At 38.5% G+C, this 17,946-nt stretch carries 16 protein-coding genes; 1 reads left to right on the top strand and 15 read right to left on the bottom strand.

Translation table 11 applies throughout. From position 1 onward, the window contains the following. Positions 1 to 25: 25 nt before the first annotated feature. The 11 genes from AC0VYJ_RS11755 to AC0VYJ_RS11705 form a co-directional block, all read right to left on the bottom strand. Entirely contained in the window at positions 26 to 1,525 is a 1,500-nt protein-coding gene (locus AC0VYJ_RS11755) for a DUF4091 domain-containing protein (protein ID WP_475365242.1), read from the bottom strand. A 172-nt stretch (positions 1,526 to 1,697) separates the two neighbouring features. Beyond that, on the bottom strand, positions 1,698 to 3,779 hold the full coding sequence (locus AC0VYJ_RS11750; RefSeq protein WP_475365241.1) for a heparinase II/III domain-containing protein: 2,082 nt from the start codon (positions 3,777 to 3,779) through the stop codon (positions 1,698 to 1,700). Further along, a complete protein-coding gene (locus tag AC0VYJ_RS11745; protein WP_048309430.1) occupies positions 3,776 to 4,102 on the bottom strand; it encodes a cupin domain-containing protein in 327 nt (108 codons plus the stop codon). The genes AC0VYJ_RS11750 and AC0VYJ_RS11745 overlap by 4 nt, the downstream gene beginning before the upstream one ends. A gap of 19 nt (positions 4,103 to 4,121) precedes the next feature. After that, a complete protein-coding gene (locus AC0VYJ_RS11740; RefSeq protein WP_430246570.1) occupies positions 4,122 to 5,327 on the bottom strand; it encodes a glycoside hydrolase family 88 protein in 1,206 nt (401 codons plus the stop codon). Beyond that, the gene (locus AC0VYJ_RS11735; RefSeq protein ID WP_475365240.1) at positions 5,317 to 6,258 is read right to left on the bottom strand and encodes an ROK family protein; all 942 of its coding nucleotides are present in this window, start codon (positions 6,256 to 6,258) and stop codon (positions 5,317 to 5,319) included. Before AC0VYJ_RS11735 ends, AC0VYJ_RS11740 begins: the two co-directional genes overlap by 11 nt. 15 nt (positions 6,259 to 6,273) lie before the next feature. Continuing rightward, positions 6,274 to 7,305 carry an SIS domain-containing protein gene (locus AC0VYJ_RS11730; RefSeq protein ID WP_475365239.1) on the bottom strand — a complete coding sequence of 344 codons (1,032 nt, stop codon included), beginning with the start codon at positions 7,303 to 7,305 and terminating at the stop codon, positions 6,274 to 6,276. Positions 7,306 to 7,320: 15 nt separating this feature from the next. Further along, entirely contained in the window at positions 7,321 to 8,259 is a 939-nt protein-coding gene (pfkB, locus tag AC0VYJ_RS11725) for a 1-phosphofructokinase (RefSeq protein WP_475365238.1), read from the bottom strand. Positions 8,260 to 8,263: 4 nt separating this feature from the next. Then, positions 8,264 to 9,121, bottom strand: a complete 858-nt coding sequence (gene fba, locus AC0VYJ_RS11720; RefSeq protein ID WP_475365237.1) for a class II fructose-1,6-bisphosphate aldolase — start codon at positions 9,119 to 9,121, stop codon at positions 8,264 to 8,266. 137 nt (positions 9,122 to 9,258) lie between these two features. Beyond that, a complete protein-coding gene (locus tag AC0VYJ_RS11715) occupies positions 9,259 to 9,990 on the bottom strand; it encodes a GntR family transcriptional regulator (protein ID WP_475365236.1) in 732 nt (243 codons plus the stop codon). 174 nt (positions 9,991 to 10,164) lie between these two features. Continuing rightward, the gene (locus tag AC0VYJ_RS11710) at positions 10,165 to 10,887 is read right to left on the bottom strand and encodes a FadR/GntR family transcriptional regulator (protein ID WP_475365235.1); all 723 of its coding nucleotides are present in this window, start codon (positions 10,885 to 10,887) and stop codon (positions 10,165 to 10,167) included. A 112-nt stretch (positions 10,888 to 10,999) separates the two neighbouring features. Next, a complete protein-coding gene (locus tag AC0VYJ_RS11705; RefSeq protein ID WP_475365234.1) occupies positions 11,000 to 13,177 on the bottom strand; it encodes a malate synthase G in 2,178 nt (725 codons plus the stop codon). A gap of 279 nt (positions 13,178 to 13,456) precedes the next feature. On the opposite strand from AC0VYJ_RS11705, the gene AC0VYJ_RS11700 reads away from it, so the two are divergent. Beyond that, a complete protein-coding gene (locus tag AC0VYJ_RS11700; protein WP_475365233.1) occupies positions 13,457 to 14,341 on the top strand; it encodes a LysR family transcriptional regulator in 885 nt (294 codons plus the stop codon). Between the two features lie 93 nt (positions 14,342 to 14,434). Here AC0VYJ_RS11700 and AC0VYJ_RS11695 read toward each other — a convergent pair whose 3' ends face one another. From AC0VYJ_RS11695 to AC0VYJ_RS11680, 4 genes are all read right to left on the bottom strand, one after another. After that, the gene (locus tag AC0VYJ_RS11695; protein WP_430246555.1) at positions 14,435 to 14,692 is read right to left on the bottom strand and encodes an OsmC family protein; all 258 of its coding nucleotides are present in this window, start codon (positions 14,690 to 14,692) and stop codon (positions 14,435 to 14,437) included. A 12-nt stretch (positions 14,693 to 14,704) separates the two neighbouring features. Then, a complete protein-coding gene (locus AC0VYJ_RS11690) occupies positions 14,705 to 14,899 on the bottom strand; it encodes a hypothetical protein (protein WP_303533281.1) in 195 nt (64 codons plus the stop codon). 21 nt (positions 14,900 to 14,920) lie between these two features. Further along, a complete protein-coding gene (locus AC0VYJ_RS11685) occupies positions 14,921 to 15,904 on the bottom strand; it encodes an aldo/keto reductase (protein ID WP_475365232.1) in 984 nt (327 codons plus the stop codon). A 234-nt stretch (positions 15,905 to 16,138) separates the two neighbouring features. Then, positions 16,139 to 17,941, bottom strand: coding sequence for an IucA/IucC family protein (locus AC0VYJ_RS11680; protein ID WP_475365231.1), 1,803 nt, complete (start codon positions 17,939 to 17,941; stop codon positions 16,139 to 16,141). Positions 17,942 to 17,946 lie beyond the last annotated feature (5 nt).

The raw sequence follows: 17,946 nt of genomic DNA, 5'->3' as shown, positions 1-17,946 counted from the left end.
ACAAATAAACCGCCTTTCAGGCGGTTTATTTATGAGTATGAACATTTATTTCAAGCTTAATTCGTTCATTTATTTCGTCTCTTTTGGACAGAAGCCAAGCAGCATCTTTTGGATAATGGGTGAATGTTAATTCTTGTTTCAAATCGTTTTCTAGTAGACCTAGCGTTTGTTCACGCCCAATATAGCTTTCAAGAAGTTGTAATGCAGAATGATCCTGAAAAGCCTCCATTAACACTTCTAAACGAAGTGACTCAATTGGCCCTTCCTCCCCGGGATAAACGAGAAAAGCATCGCCTGATGGAAAAGAGTAATTCGCATCCGTGTTCCGAAACGGGTCAATTAATTTTTTTGAAAAAGAAGAGTACCAGAAGTTAAATCCCCAATGAAGGAAGCCCTGTATATTAAACTTATATAATTGCATTCCTAGTATTCTATTTCTAGAGGAAGGCATGTTAAAAAAACGATTGGAAACCTCTTTGTATTGAGAAGTACAGTAATAAGTCCATAAATCGGGAACGTTGTTTTCAAGAAATGGAGTAATATGATCGTTAGATGATACTGGATTTTTAATAAGACCTTTTTCGTAAAAAGTATAATCTGAAAGTGCGTCGATTACTGGTAGGTCACCAAGGTAATCATTCATAACACGACTTGCATTCTTATAAGATTCCAAATGCTCCATTCGCGGTTCATCAGAAATATGAAAGTAACAATAATCTGTTAGATTGGATTCTTCTAGTAATTGAATAAGCGCAGGTAAGAATTGTGCTAGAAATGAACGGTAGGCTTGACTCATAGCCTCTGTTTCCCAGCCAAATAGTTTTTCTTTTTTCCCATTTACATCACCTATAATTTTAGGTGAATGCTTTGCACCCCACTGACTAAAAAGGTGAGAGAATTCGAAATAGCGAATGCCGTTATTCTGACACATTTTAAACCATCGGAGAAGCTTTTCGAAATGAAATGTATACTTCTCTCCTTCTTTTGTTACATCAACAAGCTGTACAGTCGGTCTCTCTCCACCAATCTCAGTATCTAGCGGAGGGGTGAATAAAGGGGTTAAAATCATATTAATGTGATGATCAGCAGCAGTCTTTACATACTTCTCTACTGTGTCCCAGTATTTATCACTGAAGATCTTTAATTGATAAATTGAAGCGATACAATCCGTGTGTAGCCACTCGGTGTGAATCACTCCTTGCTCTGGAAGGTTTGCACCAATGACGTTTAATTGAAAAGTATCTTTAACGTAATCACCATCTGTGCAAATGAGGGCGATTTCAATTTGGTGGTCGCCTGGTGTAGCGTCTTGTTCTACGGCCACTGTTATCCAAATGGATCGCCACTGATTTGGAAAAGCAGTAAGCCCTTCTTCTTCTATAATTGGAAATAAGGGATCAGGGTATAATCCTGGTGTATGACGCAGGGTATGATCATCGTAATCAAAGTGACATGGGTACTCAGAAGGCACCAGTCCAACTACTCGTGCTGTTACATTTAACTGAGAGTGAATTTCGACCTTCATTTGTTTTACTAATTTATCTGACCGATACGCTACTTGAAAGGAATATGTTTCACCTAATAAAGCAGATGCAAATGAAACATATGGCTCAGTTAAATCTTCATCAGCAAAAACTTTGGTGAGCGAGCTTACTAATTTCGTCTCAATAATGATTAACCACTCCTTTATCGTTTATTTAGCTTGAATAATAGGCAAGGGTCGATGAATGGTGGTTTTTTCCCTTAGTTAATCGGAATTCACCACATATAGAGGAATGAGTCGAGACAAATATTTTTATCTCGGATTCGCTTTGTAATACTTCTATATTTTCAACTTCTCTATTTGGTAAATCCGTAGCTATTTGAAAGACGTTAATAAACGTGATGGATTGATGTGGCTCACTTCTTTGTATAAGAGTGGCTCGATCAGAAACGGGAGGATTATCGGGAGTGTTTGCTAAATAAAGCATCGTTTTTGATGAACACCAGCTATGTTGATTTACAATTTCTTCGTTCGCCTTCCACTGTAAAAATGTAGAACCATTCGTCATCATTTCTCTCTTATTGTTGAATAAATCTTGATTTAATTTGCTTAATTTTGCTTGTGATGTTTCCCAGTTTTGGGTGTGAAGTATTTGGCCGTCGACGTGATATAAGAGATCCACTTCTCTTTTTTCTGGTACGTTTACCGTAACGATGTCAAGAAACAATCGATCAGTAATAGCATTGAAACGTTGGATAGAACAATCTTTGTAACTCTCAACATCCCAGGAACTCATTGACTCAGGTAACTGAATTAAATTTTGAAAAAGATAGGTATCACTTTTCCAGTCTACGACGCTTTCTACCCAGCTTCCCCATTCGCATTGTTCAGCTTTGATACGCTTCCCATCTGCTGGTGGTTGATCACTTCCATTTATACTAACGGTGTTATGTGAATACGTATGCTTGAACCAGTCATAGTGTACAGGAACACTATAGCGTGTTGTGCCAGGATCTCGTATAAACGGTTTGTTTTTTAAGCTAAGCGATAAACCTAGTTGATCGAGATGATCGTGTTCACCACCAAATGGCGCATGCTTTTGAAAGACCTGCCATCCATTTTCACAGGAAATTTTTGTTAAGCTAGAACTTGAAGTTAACGTCTTATTTTGATTGTTCTTACAGCATGGGACTATACAATTGGTATCATTTAAAACGAATTGGTTAATGAAGAACAATGAATAAGAATCTTGCGGAACGCGTTTAAACTTTGATGGTTGCATGCCGTATAAGCTTCTTAATATCATTTGATACTGCTCTTCCCCATAACTAGAAAAAGCGAACTCGTAGAGATGTGCATATTTAGATAAGGAAATAGATGAGGATGAGTCATTCAAAGATGGGAGCAACCCTTCATTATCAATAAATAATAAGGGCGTATCGAACATCTTTTTGATTTCTGGGAATGACCAAAGACGAGTATCATCTGTGATATGTGCTAATTGAACGATCGATTCAAGTGTATAAAAATGGTAGGAGAAGGACCCTTCATACCATAAACCATCCTCAAGTACGCCCTTACGAATCTGATTTCTTAATCCATAATCTCCATTAAACCCTTGTTCAATTAAGTGATCATTACCCAATATTGAACCGATCATACAAATAGCAACAGTTATATGGACAGCATGATTATGAATCTGTTGTTCTTTCCATGTAGATAAAAAGGAAGCCGCATTAAGAAATAGCTGATTATTTACAATTTCCAATTCTTCTTTGGTAAAATGTTCTTTACCAATGTGATAGGCATAACAAAGATTAATCATCCAATTGGCTTCATCAAGCGTTTGAGCGAAAAGTTTACCTGGCCCATTATAAGGGATCTTTCCATGTGTTCGGTAATGAGGGTAGCACTCTGCATAATCCAAAAGGATCTTGTTTGCTTTCAATAAATAATCCTCTCTTTTAGTAGCTGCATAGGCAAACGAAAGATGTTTAACTGCCTCTCCTAGTTTTCCGTGAGCCATTCCCATCCAGCCACCTAGAAATGGAGAGTCTTCAAAGACTCTCCTGCATGAAGGACAATCAAATTTCTTATTATTCGTCCAGCTGAAATTGAGTGCAGCTCCATCATATGGGCAGTGAAAATAGTGCCCCCAGTCTGCGATATCTGTCTTTGAAGGTCTAAATGGTATTTGTAGCGCTTCATCACCCTCGGCGATTAGCTTTTTTTTCGCATGTAGTGTTTTTTTATGTTGAGCGTTTAAGTAAATCGTATCTGACAAACGAGAACTCATGAATGCTTTCCTTCTAATAAGTCCTCTCTTACTGGACTAAAGGAATCTAAAAGACTACCATCTGAAAGTGCTTTAACGCCATGAAGTGTATTTGGTGGGATATAAAGTGACTCTCCTTTTTCAATGATCGTATGAGCTGTGCCAATCGTGAATTCAAATTGCCCATCAAGACAATAGGAAATCTGTTCATGAGGATGCTGATGTTTATTTCCGATCGCTCCATTTTTGAAGCGAACTTCCATAATCATTAGATCTTCACCACTTGTTAAGATATTTCGTTTAACACCGTCTTCTACTGACTCCCATACACCGATTTGTCCCATAATCGAACTCCTTTCCAGATTACCAATATAAATTCCAGTCTTTCGAGAGACGAACAAGCGCTTCGAAATAATAATAATCGCCCCAAATACAACTTTCATCTACTCCGCGGTTACCACCTTTATAGTAAACGGCATGGCGCAACAATCCATTTTCATTTGAGTGCACATCTGTCGTGTAATGTTTAACTAGTGATTCGGTTGTATTATTGATAGCGTTCTCATAGAAAGGTCTCTCTTCATCTGTAAGTGGTAAATGTTTCACTAATTCAAGTAATCCACAGAGTGCGATAGCAGCTGATGAGCTATCTCTTTCTTCATTGCCATCTGTGAAAATTAAATCCCAATAACAAATATAGTCTTTAGGTAAACGATTTAAATAGTAATTTGTAAGTTTCTTAGTTAACGTGATTAAATTCCAGTCTTTCGTATAAGCATAACTTAGAGGGAAGCCGTATATTCCCCATGCTTGCCCGCGAGCCCAACAAGAGTCATCCGCATATCCCTGGTGTGTGTCACCATACAGTGGATTTCCTGAGTCTGGATCCATGTAATAAGTATGGTGCGTAGATGCATCTTCTCTCACAAGGTATTGTGCTGCCTTTTGGATATGGCTTTCGGCTACGCTCTTATACTTCTGATCTCCAGTTTCTTCTGTAGCCCAATAGAGTAAAGGTAGATTCATATTACAGTCAATAATCATCCTTCCCCGCTGTGACGGGTCCGTTAAGTCTCCCCATGCTTGAATGATGCCTGCTTTTTCATGAAAACGCGTCATGAGCAAGTCTGCTGCTTCAATAGCTACATTTTTGGCTTCTTCATTACCAGTCAATTTATAAGCACTAACACAGGAAAGCGTATAAAGAAATCCGAGATCATGGTGATTTACAGCAATTCGATTCTTTAAACGCTGTTTGAAACTAGTTAGATGTCCTTCAGCTACACTGCGGTATTTCTGATCTCCTGTTACTTCATAAGCAAGCCATAACATTCCGGTCCAGAAACTCGTTGTCCATTCATTGTTCTCAATGGACGGGTACACTCCATCTTGGCTACTTGAATCAGGAAAAGAGTTAGTAAAAGTTTCAAGATTTTGATCAATTTTCTGAAGAACATGGTGAATCGCTTGATCGACGTACGTGCGGTTTATCGTAGGCTGTTTTTGATAGCGATCTTTTAGTCGAATGCCTTCATCTAGTACACGTTGTGTATTTGTTTTAATCTTCATTTGCACCTCCATCAGATGAGTTGTGAAGTCTTAATCCGGCTCCAACAAGTCCTGAGTCTCCTTTCAATTGACTAACAGATATTCGATGAACGGCACTGCTTTGTTCAGTAATCAAGAGAGGTTTTAGTGTCGCTTTAATATGGTCTATTAACTCTGGATTATGATTAATGACCCCGCCACCAAGAACAATTTGGTGAGGGTCGAGCATGCAAATCATGCCGTGAATTCCTTTACTAATATCATTTAAAACTTCAGTCATGACATAACAGGCGTATTTCTCCCCATGAAAATAATCTCTTAAGACTGTAGCTGTTGTGATTTGTTCAGTCTCTTTCATTTGAAGTCTTGCTCTTTTGGTTGCTGCCTTTGATTGAATAGCTGGACCGGATGCTACATTTTCAAGAGTAGCCACTGGATTTTCTTTCGAGGCACTTGTCAACATTAAGCCTACTTCACCTGCAAAACCAGCACCACGTAAAATGGCTCCATTATGAAGAATGCAACAAGAAATCCCTGTACTAATAGTTAAATAAGCAAACGTTTCATTTTTTTTACATCCTCTTTGATACCATTCCGCAAATGCTGCCATATGAACATCATTATCAAGGATGACAGACTTTGTAGGATAAAGTTCTTCCAATTTTGGACCAATTGGAAAATGAGACCAAGGTAGGTTGTTTTGATAGATGGCTATTCCTTTTTCAATATCGACTTTTCCAGGGACACCAATTCCGATACCAAGTAGGTGTTCTGGTTTGTAACTAGACTCTTCTAATACTTGATCAATACAGTTCTTTAATTGCTGAAACATCTTGTCTTTATCCGTTGTTATACTTGGGACTTCTTTTCGAAATAGCACGCGCCCATCTTTTGTAATGAGCGCAGCTGCAATTTTGGTCCCCCCTACATCAATACCGAGTGAAAGATTCATGTTGACCTCCTGTTATTAAGGCAGAGAAATTTTCACGACTTGATTAAGGTTACGAGGTTGATCTGGGTTTAAGCCAAGTTTGATTGACTGATAATAAGCTAGAAGCTGAAAGTAAGGAATATAGAGTGCCGCTCTCGCTTCATCTGATAAATTGCTTCCTATATTAATCACATGATCAGCCGTTAAATCTGTCCCAAGATCTCCAATCACAATCGTTTTTCCACCGTTATTTTTAATATCATGAAGTAATGTGTGGTCGATCTCGCTCATTTTCGTTGTAGAAAACAGCACCACAACGGTTTCCTCATCCACAATGGAAATCGGACCATGACGGAATTCAAGGTTCGAATAACTTTCGCATTCCGTTTGCGTCATTTCTTTGAGTTTCAGTGTACCTTCTTTGGCTAATCCATTATAAATACCTGCGCCTAAGAAGATAAACCGCTCCGCTTTTGCACCTTGAACTATATCCTTCATAACATGTGCATGACTTACATTCTCATTTAACAATTCAGGCACCTGTTTCAGTTCTTTTAATGCCTCATTATTCTCGGTAAATCTTGCAGCATATAGTTGAATTGCATAAAGCATGTTAGTGAAGGATTGAGTCATGACAACGCTTTTTTCACTTATATGATCAAGACTAATTTGATCGTCAGCTAGTTGTGCCATTTCAGCATCACTGTTGCATGTTACGGCTAGAGTGGATATATTCTCTTTAGCCTTAATGGCTTTTAAAGCCGTAATAATTTCTGAAGTGGTTCCAGAGCGAGAGATACTTACTACTCTATATCGTTTATGGGGGGTGAATACCTGCTTTTCATGAAGAAAAATTTCTGAAGCCGGCACCGCGTTGGCTTGAATTCCAGTGATTTCTTGAAAGTATCTGGCAGCTGAAATTGCAATGTAGTAGGATGTGCCGCACCCTGTAAATACATAATTGACTTCGACATTATCATTAGGAATATTCATATTGCTGACGATCTGATAGGTTTTTTCTGAAGCGTTTCCTTGAGACATGATTTCCTTCAATGTATACGTATCCACTAATTACATCACTCCTTATTTAGTAAATGAAAATTGATTGACACTCATTTGTTTTTCTAGCGATTTAAGATCTTCTAAGGAAAGGTCTCCTGCTTTTTCTTGCAGTGCATTGGCTGTGCCAGCAGCTGAGGCTCTTATTAATGATTTCTCAAAAGGCTCTCTATCATAGAATCCAGATACTAATCCAGCAACAAAGGCATCGCCACTTCCTACAGGATTGACAACAGATAACTTAGGAATAGAAATTGTATAAATGCAATTGTCATAAGCAGCCATCGCTCCATCGCTTCCTCTAGAGACTGCCACAACGGAGACTCCTGTATGGCTTAATTCCATTAAAGCATTCATGATTTCATCATCGGTTTGCAACGGACGATTGGTGATTTCACTTAGCTCATCAATATTTGGTTTTATCATAAAGGGTTTCGCTTTCAGAGCTTCCTTAAGCGGTTGTCCACTCGTATCAACAATTGCTCTTGTACCATTCTGCTGAACAAGTTCAACAAGTTCTTGATAAGCCGTCGTTAAAAGGCCCTTAGGTAAGCTCCCAGATAGAATGACATAAGTGCTTTTATTGGCCAATTCCAATAGTTTTCGTTTAAATTCAATCCATTCTCTTTCTAAAATGGTTGGACCTAACTCAAGAATTTCAGTTTGATTTGTGAATTCATCAATGATATTAAGGCAAATACGTGATTCGCCTTCAATCATTACAAAATCGGAATGAATTCCTTTTTCATCTGCTAACCGTTTAATGAATTGACCATTTAACCCCCCCAAAAAACCTGTCGATACTGTGTTTATATTTAAAATTTTCAGTATTTTCGAGACGTTAATGCCCTTACCTCCAGGTTCGCTTATGATTCTTTTCGTCCGATTTACTTCATTTATAGAAAAGCGATCCATATAGTACGTACGGTCAATCGCTGCATTTAACGTAACAGTAGTGATCATAGACTTAAGCGTAAGTTTGCTGACTTTGCAGCATTAAGATTTTTTTCTTAACAATTTCCTCAACAGCTTCTCGAGCAGGGACGAAATACTTTCTCGGATCATCTGTATGTGGATGTTCATTCAAGTAATCTCGTAATCTAGCCACGAATTCAACCTTTAATTCAGTCGAGAAATTCACTTTACTTACGCCATATTGAAGCGATTCACGAACTTTTTCTTCTGGTACACCAGAGGCACCGTGCATAACAATTGGCCGTCCTGTCGATTCTGAAATTTTTTGTACAAGCTCAAAATTAAGCCTTGGTTCCTTTTTATATAAGCCATGTGCTGTTCCAAAAGCAGGGGCAAAAGAATCGATATCCGTTCGTGCGACAAAATCTTTTGCGAGGTCTGGATCTGTCAATTGAGCGTCCTGTTCGTCTACACTAAGATCGTCTTCCACGCCTCCAATGGTTCCGAGTTCAGCTTCTACGGGAACATTAACATAGTGAGCAGCTTCCACAACCTTTTGGACGAGCGCTACGTTCTCTTCATATTGTAATTTTGATCCGTCAATCATGACTGATGTATAACCTGCCCGCAAACATTGTAGAACCGTTTTGAAACTATCTCCGTGGTCTAAATGCAATGCAATTGGAATCGAGGTTTTCTCAGCTACCGAATTCACCATATTTTTGATGTTTTCGATTCCCACATATTTAATTGTTCCTGGAGTCGTTTGAAAGATAACCGGTGTATCGATCTTCTCAGCACCTGAAATAACCGCTTTCATAATTTCAAGATTATGAACAGCAAAGGCCCCAATCGCATAATGATTTTTGTACGCATCATCGAGTAACGGCTTACTAGAAACTAATGGCATTCAATCATCTCCTTAAAGTGATTCAACCAGTCAACGGGTTGTTGGGTCAAGTTGGGTTGTACCTTGGCAACATAACGTCACCAGGTCTTTAATGGTATTGTACTGTTATTAGGTTGTTGGGTCAACCTGTTCTTTAATTAAATTAATTCTGTGTAGAAACGACAGCGATCTCCTCTTACGATAGAATGACAGAATTCCACGGGTTTTCCTGATCGATCATAGGCTGTTCTTTCTAACAACAATGCGGGGTAACCTTCTTTTACCTGGAGATATTCACTTTCATAATCTCTTATGAGGACAGGTTCAAACACCTCTTTTGCTTTTGTAACGATAATACCAAAATCACTTTCCATTACATCATATAAGGAGGTATTCATCACATGCTCCTGCTTAATACCGGGTATGAGGTATTGCGGTATATATGATGTTTCAAGAATAACAGGCTCGTCATTTGCGCAGCGTAACCTCTTTAATTCGATTAGAGTATCTTCTTCATCAACCATTAACTTACTTGCGACTCGTGGTGAAGCAGTCGTTTCATTCATATGCAAAATAATATCTGTTGGTGCCATGCCCATTTCTTTCATCACTTTACTAAAGCTATAAAAGCCCATTAGTGGTTGCTCGAGCTTCGGCTGCGAAACAAAAGTCCCCTTCCCTTGAATTCGATTCAAGACGCCAATTTGGACGAGGTCTTCAATCGCTTTTTTAGCTGTGTTTCGGCTTATATTATAGTCAGCTCTCAACTCGTTTTCAGATGGAATTTTATCGCCAGGAGCCCAGTCACCTCGTTCAATATTCTCCTTTAATATCTCCTTTAATTGGTGATAGAGAGGAATAACACTATGCTGATCTAATTCTCTTTTCATAATATCCCCCATTTCTTTTGTGTATAGTTGTATCTACCTCATTCATTTTGTACCTTAATATTCATTGTGGTTTCAAAGTGAATTTTTCTTTATTCTATCATATTAATCAAGTAAGAGAGTAAAGTCGAGCTTCGACTTTACTCTCTTTAGTAATTGTTTTCATATACAGGTTCGTCAGTCAGTTTCAATGAACTCTGAACGAATCGAGAAACCTTTTCTCATTAGCTTTCTAGCATAAGTTAAATGAAGCATCATTGCTTCTGAAGCCCCACTTGGATCTTCACAAAGTATCATTTCCATAATTAACTCATGTTGTTGATTTGTGTCTTGAATGCGTTCCAGGTCTGTTGCGATTAAGCAATGGTAATGATCCATTGACTTGCTTATCTTTGCAGATAGTGATTGGAACAACTCTAGTAAAATAGGGTTGCCCGAAGCTTTTGCAACGTCCAAGTGAAATTGAGAGTCTTGAATGCTCTTATCCCTATAACGCTCACTTCGTTCTAGAAGTTCGAGCGTATGACTCATTGTTAGGAGGTCTTGCTCTGTTCGATTAACCGCTGCCAGTTTGACCAACGTTGTTTCTAACATTACAAGTGTTTGGAATAATGATTCCAAATTCTCATGTTGAGGCATCGGCATATATTGGAAATACCGTTTCGGTGTATAGCCTGTAACAATAGCTCCTTCTTCTGCCAATAAATCAATAACACCTCTTCCACTCAGCGTTTTTAATGCAGCTAATATAGTGGACCGTGAAACACCAAAAAACTGCGAGAGTTCCAAAACGGAGGGGATTTTATCTCCTTTATCATATTTCCTTTCTTTCAATAAACCTAATAGTTGTTTCTCAACTTTTTGGGATAATTCTTCTGAAGAAATGCGTCTAAGTTTCATTGTAAAACCCCCTATACGTAATAGCACAGTAGACGAGGTGGGTTGAAAGCATATCTGTATTATTATGTAAGTCAAAGCAAAAGCAGCCTGTGGGCTACTTTTGCAACATAAATTACTTATTTGAATAAACTTTTGCTTTCGCTTCTTTTCGTCGACTATGAAGTATTGGTTCAGTATAACCAGAAGGTTGATTAAAGCCTTTAAAGACAAGGTCACATGCAGCCTGAAACGCAATCGACTTTTCAAAGTTATCAGCCATTGCATGATAAGTCGGGTCACCTGCGTTCTGCTTATCAACTACTTTTGCCATTCGTTTCATTGTTTCTAGAACCTGTTCCTTGGAACAAATTCCGTGATGAAGCCAGTTGGCCATATGCTGACTAGAAATTCGAAGCGTTGCTCGGTCTTCCATAAGTTCAATATTATGGATATCTGGCACTTTAGAACAGCCTACACCATATTCGATCCATCGAACCACGTATCCTAGGATACCTTGAGCATTATTATCGAGTTCTTTCTCAATTTCTTTGTCGCTCCACTTCTTCTCTCTATTAACTGGAATTTCTAAAAGATCATTTAAATAATTTGCTGTCCTTTTCTCTAGTTCATATTGAATTTCCCTTACATTTGTTTGATGGTAATGTAAGGCGTGAAGGGTTGCAGCTGTTGGAGAGGGTACCCAAGCTGTACTCGCACCAGCTTGAAGCTGTGCACCTTTTTGTGCAATCATTTCACCCATAAGATCTGGCATAGCCCACATGCCTTTTCCAATCTGTGCGACTCCTCTGAAACCTGTGTTTAAACCATGAGCCACATTTGCTTTTTCATAACTTTGAAGCCAGGTCGCGTTTTTCATTTGGCCTTTCGGTATAACAGCTCCAGCTTCCATCGACGTATGGATCTCATCACCCGTTCGATCAAGGAAGCCGGTGTTAATAAATACGACGCGTTCCTTTACTTCGTTTATACAGTTTTTGAGGTTAAGGGTAGTACGTCGTTCTTCATCCATCACGCCAATTTTGATTGTATAACGCTCTAATTCAAGTAAATCTTCTGTTCGATTGAATAGTTCATTAGCAAATGCAACTTCCTTTGATCCGTGCATTTTAGGCTTTACAATATAGATGGATCCTTTGGAAGAGTTTTGGTATCGACCATTTCTATTCAGATCGTGCTTTGCGATTAATCCTGTAATCACGGCATCGATAATTCCTTCAGGTACTTCATTTCCTGATTGATCAAGAACCGCGTCCGTTGTCATTAAATGTCCAACATTTCGAGCAAACATCAAGGATCGACCAGGAAGAGAAAGTATCTTTCCATCAGGTGATGTATACTCGCGATCAGGATTCAACGATCGAACGATCTTCTTAGAACCTTTAGAAAAAGATGATTGTAAATCACCTTTCATTAAGCCAAGAAAATTCCGATAGACGAGGACTTTGTCTTCTGCATCAACAGCTGCAACAGAGTCTTCAAAGTCCATTATCGTTGTAATAGCAGATTCAACAAACACATCTTTAATTCCTGCTTCATCTGTTTTACCTATTGGATGAGAACGATCAATTTGAATTTCAAGGTGGATTTGATTGTTTTTCAATAAAATGACTTCAGGGTTTTCTTCACTACCTAGATATCCTACAAATTGTTCTCTATTAATTAAAGCGCTTTCATCGTTGTCAGTAAAGTGTACCTTAAGCATCCCTTGCTGTATAGTAAATCGTTTAATGTCTGAGTAACTTCTTTCCTTTAATGGCACGACCGAATCTAGGAAATGCTTTGCATAAGTTATCACTTTTTCACCACGGATTGGGTTATATTCCGTACTTTTAGATGCTCCTTTGTCTTCTGAAATAACGTCAGTTCCATACAATGCATCATAGAGACTCCCCCACCTTGCATTCGCTGCATTAATCGCATACCGAGCGTTATTGACTGGGACAACTAGCTGAGGACCAGCTTGAATGGCAATTTCCTCATCTACTGATTGAGTGCTAATTTTAACATCCTTTATTTCTTCTTCAAGATATTCGATATCCTTAAGAAACGTTTTATAGCTTTCTAGGTCACTAGCTCGTTTGTTCAGGTGATAAGCATTGATTTTTTGTTGTAGGTCTTCTCGAACTTGTAGAAGCTGTTTATTGATAGGTGACAGTTCAGTGATCATGTCACCAAGGCCACTCCAAAACTGTCTAGAAGAAGTGCCAGTTCCAGGAATAACATCTTCATTAATAAATTCATAGAGTTCCGTTGCAACATGCAAAGTACCAATTGACTTATAATTTTCCATTACCTGTCCCCCTCATAAGCTTGACAGAACCTTATATGGTGCTGTTCATTCGTTATATCTTATCTTATAATAAAGTAAGCTATTTATATAATACATATATCGCATATTAGGTATGCTTTCAGGTTATAATTCAGAATTTTCGAAATTCGCATTGGCTATATATATGATTCTCTACTTTGGCTCTTTCAAATAGCATCGTTTTGATCGATCAGAAATAAGCCAATAAAACAGCGTTCACTAACATAGCCTTTGAAAAAATCTCTGTGTGGAGGTATTTTGATGGAAATTCGTCACTTGGAATATTTTTCTGAAGTCGCTAGACAATTAAGTTTCACAAAAGCTGCTACTAGTCTTCACGTGTCCCAACCTTCTATTAGTAAAGCCATTAAAAATATGGAAGCAGAACTTGGAGTGCCGCTCTTCTATCGTTCAAAGCAATTGGAATTAACCGATGCGGGTCACGCTGTCCTTATTAATGCGCATCACGTACTAAGTGCTTTTCGTAATCTAACAACAGAATTAACCGACCTCACAGAGCTTAAAAAGGGTGAAATTAAAATAGGTATTCCTCCTATTATCGGGGCTGCGTTTTTTTCAAAGTTAATTAGTCAGTTTAAGGCGAAATATCCTTTTGTTGAAATTCTATTAACGGAAGTAGGATCAAAATCGATAAAGCAAGGGATTGAGGATGGCTCACTCGATATTGGCCTAATTTGCAATACCCCATTAAAAAACAGTTCTTTGGAAACGGTTCAAGTTATTTCTGATCCATTGATGGTAGTTGTTCACAATGAACATCATTTAACGGAATCGACTGAAATCGATATAACGGATCTTGCATCAGAGCCATTTATTTTATTTCGTGATGATTTTTCGTTACATGATCGAATTGTAGAAGAATGCTCGAAACAGGGGTTTCATCCGAATGTCGTTTGCCACAGTTCGCAGAAAGATTTTATGATCGAGATGGTAGAAGCAAAGCTTGGCCTTGCCCTTCTACCTAGTAAAATCGCTCTTTCAATTCCAAACGATTCCATTACGTCAATTAGGCTTCGTCACTCAAATCTTCGCCTCGAACTTGGGCTGATTTGGAAAAAGAATAAATACTTGCCTTATGCGGTCAAAGAGTTTATTAACCTCGCAGATTCAATTGAAGTGAGTTGAATCCTTCAGAGCAGGTGTTTTAATTTAGGAAATGCTTCTATGATTCTACAAATTGAAAAGAGCTGATGAAGGACTTCTTCATCAGCTCTTTTCTTATTCTTCTATAATCTCCCAATCATGCTCGAAAGCAACACAGCCCTTGAGCGTTTGTGCAACAGGACAACCACGCTCAAATACATGAAGTGCCCTTTCTGCAGCTTCTCTTTTCCCTTCTGGTATGATTAATTTATAATGACATTTTATTTTAGTGATTTTGAGGACACCCTCAGGCGCTTCGATCAATCCTTCGAATTGACCAGATAGTTTGTTTGGAAAACTAGGTATTTGGCGCGCCTCCAGCGCACCGGACAATGTCCCTGTTAGTCAGCCGCCTGCAGCAGCAACGATGTGATCAAGGGTTGACGGTTGTTCCACCTCAGGTGACGCTTGATAAAAATCTTTCACCCCACCATGCACGCCGTAGTGAATCGGTTCTTTGAAATCCGCAATATATGCGCGACGGCTTTTATCTTTATCTTGCTCAATACGAATGTTTGATATTTCGATTGGTTTATCCATCGTTTGAACTCCTTTCGGTTATTAATAAGCCCCTCTAATCATTTCATGCACTTCTTGATGGTAGAAGCTAGCAAGCTTCTCCATTTCTTCCCTGGAAAAGTTAGGAGCCTCTGTAGCTTTGAGGTTTTGTTCTACTTGTTGAATGTTTTTAAAACCAGGGATAACACAAGAGACTTCTTTATGTTCAAGAATCCATTTTAGCGCAGCAGTCGTCATACTCTCTCGGTCGCGAGCAATCCAATTGATTTCATCGCTTAGCTCTACACCTTGTTCAAATTCAAGTCCCGCAAACGTTTCACCTACATTAAAGGCTTCTCCATTCCGATTAAAGTTTCGGTGATCATCATCTTCAAAGGAAGTGTTTTTCTTGAATTTCCCAGTTAATAAACCACTGGCCAGCGGCACCCGCGTAAGAATGCCAACGCCTTGTTCATAAGCTTTTGGAAAAAGTTCCTCTAACGGCTTTTGCCTAAATATATTAAAAATAACCTGCAGAGTACTTACGCCAGGATACTTGAGACATAATAGTCCTTCCTCAACTGTTTCAACACTTACACCATAATAGCGTATTTTACCTTCGGCTTTCAATTTGTCCAATACCTCAAACACCTGACCTTCCTTAAGGATGTCGATTGGTGGACAATGAATTTGAAAAAGATCAATTTGATCTCGTTCCAAGCGCCTTAAGCTCGCTTCACAATAAGCACGAACACTTTGTTCTGAATAGTTGACAGAATCGTATATGTCTCCTGCACGACAAAATTTCGTTGCGATGTGAATTTTATCTTCCATCCCTTTTGCTGCTTTAGCAAGGAGTTCTTCACTATGTCCATCTCCATATACATCTGCTGTATCAAAAAAATTCACGCCAGCATGTATAGCATGTTGTAGAGAATCGAGCGCTTCTTTGTCATTTGTTTTCCCCCATGCTCCGCCAATTGCCCACGTTCCGAAACTAACTTCACTTACTTGCAAGTCTGTATGACCTAACTGTCGATATTTCATTCTTTCGCCTCCATTAACTCGAGTTGACATTACATGGTAATTTCCCTTTAAATCGTTGTTTAAACCGCTTTCATATTTGTTTTTGAATGTAACGTTCTCTAAATGAAGTTGCTCTATAGCTTGATCATTCAATGATTGGAACGAAATTGTTCAACCTTTCAAATCATCTCTACACCATACGTATGTCACTCTTCTCACTTCCAAAAAAAGACGGGGGCGGGCCCCGTCTCTCAGTTATTTTGTGATTTTTTTATAGTGACTTAGTGCATTTCTAACTTCACCAAATTCAGATGCATGAGGTCGATCTTCTCCTACTGAATAGCCCTCATCTACCATGCGATTTCGATTAAGGCAAAGCTTAGTGAATGTAGGTTTAAAGAAATCAAATAACTCAAAACGCTTCTCTAGTTGTGGGAACCTTGATTGATACGAAAGAATTGATTCCGCTAGTTTTTCCCAGAAATTCTGTTCTTCCATTAACTCACCGTTTACTAAAATGTTCGATAAATAACGGAGGTGACAGATGAATAAGCCTGTAAATATAAATTGGGTCAGTCCCTCAGGTGGTTCACTACGAAGCACATCTTTTAATTCCTCTGTAAGATAATTAAGCTCCTCGAATGGTTGATCACTAATATTGACATCATCTACGAAATCTTTAATTGCAAGGCGTGATGGTTTGGAATCTTTTAGAACAAGAATAGTGTTTTGGCCGTGAGGAGAAAAGACTGTTCCATATTGGTACAAATAATGGAGCAATGGCTTCATAGTGACATCAAAAAATTGCGTCATCCATTCTTCTGTAGACATTCCAGATTTCTCAATCAAGCTCTTTACATAGGGCTTCCCATCATGGTCTTCGTATAGAAGTGCTGCTAAAGTAATCGCCTGTTCACCGTCCTCGAGATAAGTATAGATACTTTCTCTAAAAATAACGCCAAGCATTTCTTTGTACTGATATGGGGCATTCTCCAATTGATTATAATAGGAATGATTCACATTAATACTCGCAATTTCACCTGGTAAAATCACTCTACATTCATCTTTTAAAAAGGAGTCTTTATCATAGATGCCTTTAATGAATTCAGTTATTTTCGGAGCAATAAGAGTACGTTCTGCGGGTAATCCTCTATATACAAGTGTATTTAGTATGCTCATCGGTAATTTTACATGATGCTTGTTTGGATTGGATTTGTTAACAAATGTCCGAATGGACTGTTGTGGGAGATAACGATCACTGGATTGACCAAGCGGTATGATCGTTTGGTTTGCAATCTCCTCTGCAAAATTCTGAACCAAAATGTTTTTCCACTGCCACTCATGGACAGGCATCATGAAGTATTGATTAGGATCATCAATCTTTTTTTCTAATATATTGTGGAATGTAGAACGATCCTGATCACTTAATTCATAGTTTACTAGTTTTTCGAAGGTAAATTTCTCAATAGATTGAAATGAGCTAATGTGTCGACTAACGCCAATCCATGAAAGTGTTACTTCGTTTTGGTGTTCAGGAGCATATGCTAAATAATCATCATACCCGAACCCAATTCTCCCTTTGTTATACGTGATCCAGGGATGTCCAGTCATGTAGCCTTCAAGATTAGCGTAGTCTTCAGTAATCAATTTGTCTGATGAAACTCGCTTATTTAACAGATGAGCATCTGCAATGAGAGTTTGACTAATTTCCTTTATTAAATGCGCTGTTGTTTCCGATGACATGCCTATTAAGGGTTTGATATCAAGGAGGAAGCCAACGGCACTCCCTTCTACCTCATTCCCATTATCTAGTATGCGAATGGATTTGCAGTCAACATCATAGCTATCAAATTGGCGGGGAATCGCATGGAATGAGTATGATTTCTTGTCTGAAACTCGAAGTTCATAGATGGTATAGCTATCTTTCTCTTGAACGAGTTGAGGTGAGATCATATCTTCGTACATAAATTCTGAAATCATTTTTGCTAAGAGTTTTGTATTAACAAGTGTCCAGTTTTGTTTAGTAAGAACAGTATCTAGTTCGTTTTGAGAATACATACGTT

This window comes from Anaerobacillus sp. 63XJN7_5_ISO-PGPR-S23-430 (assembly GCF_056173695.1).
Note: the sequence above shows the minus strand (reverse complement) of the source record. Positions and strands in the feature narration are given on the sequence as shown.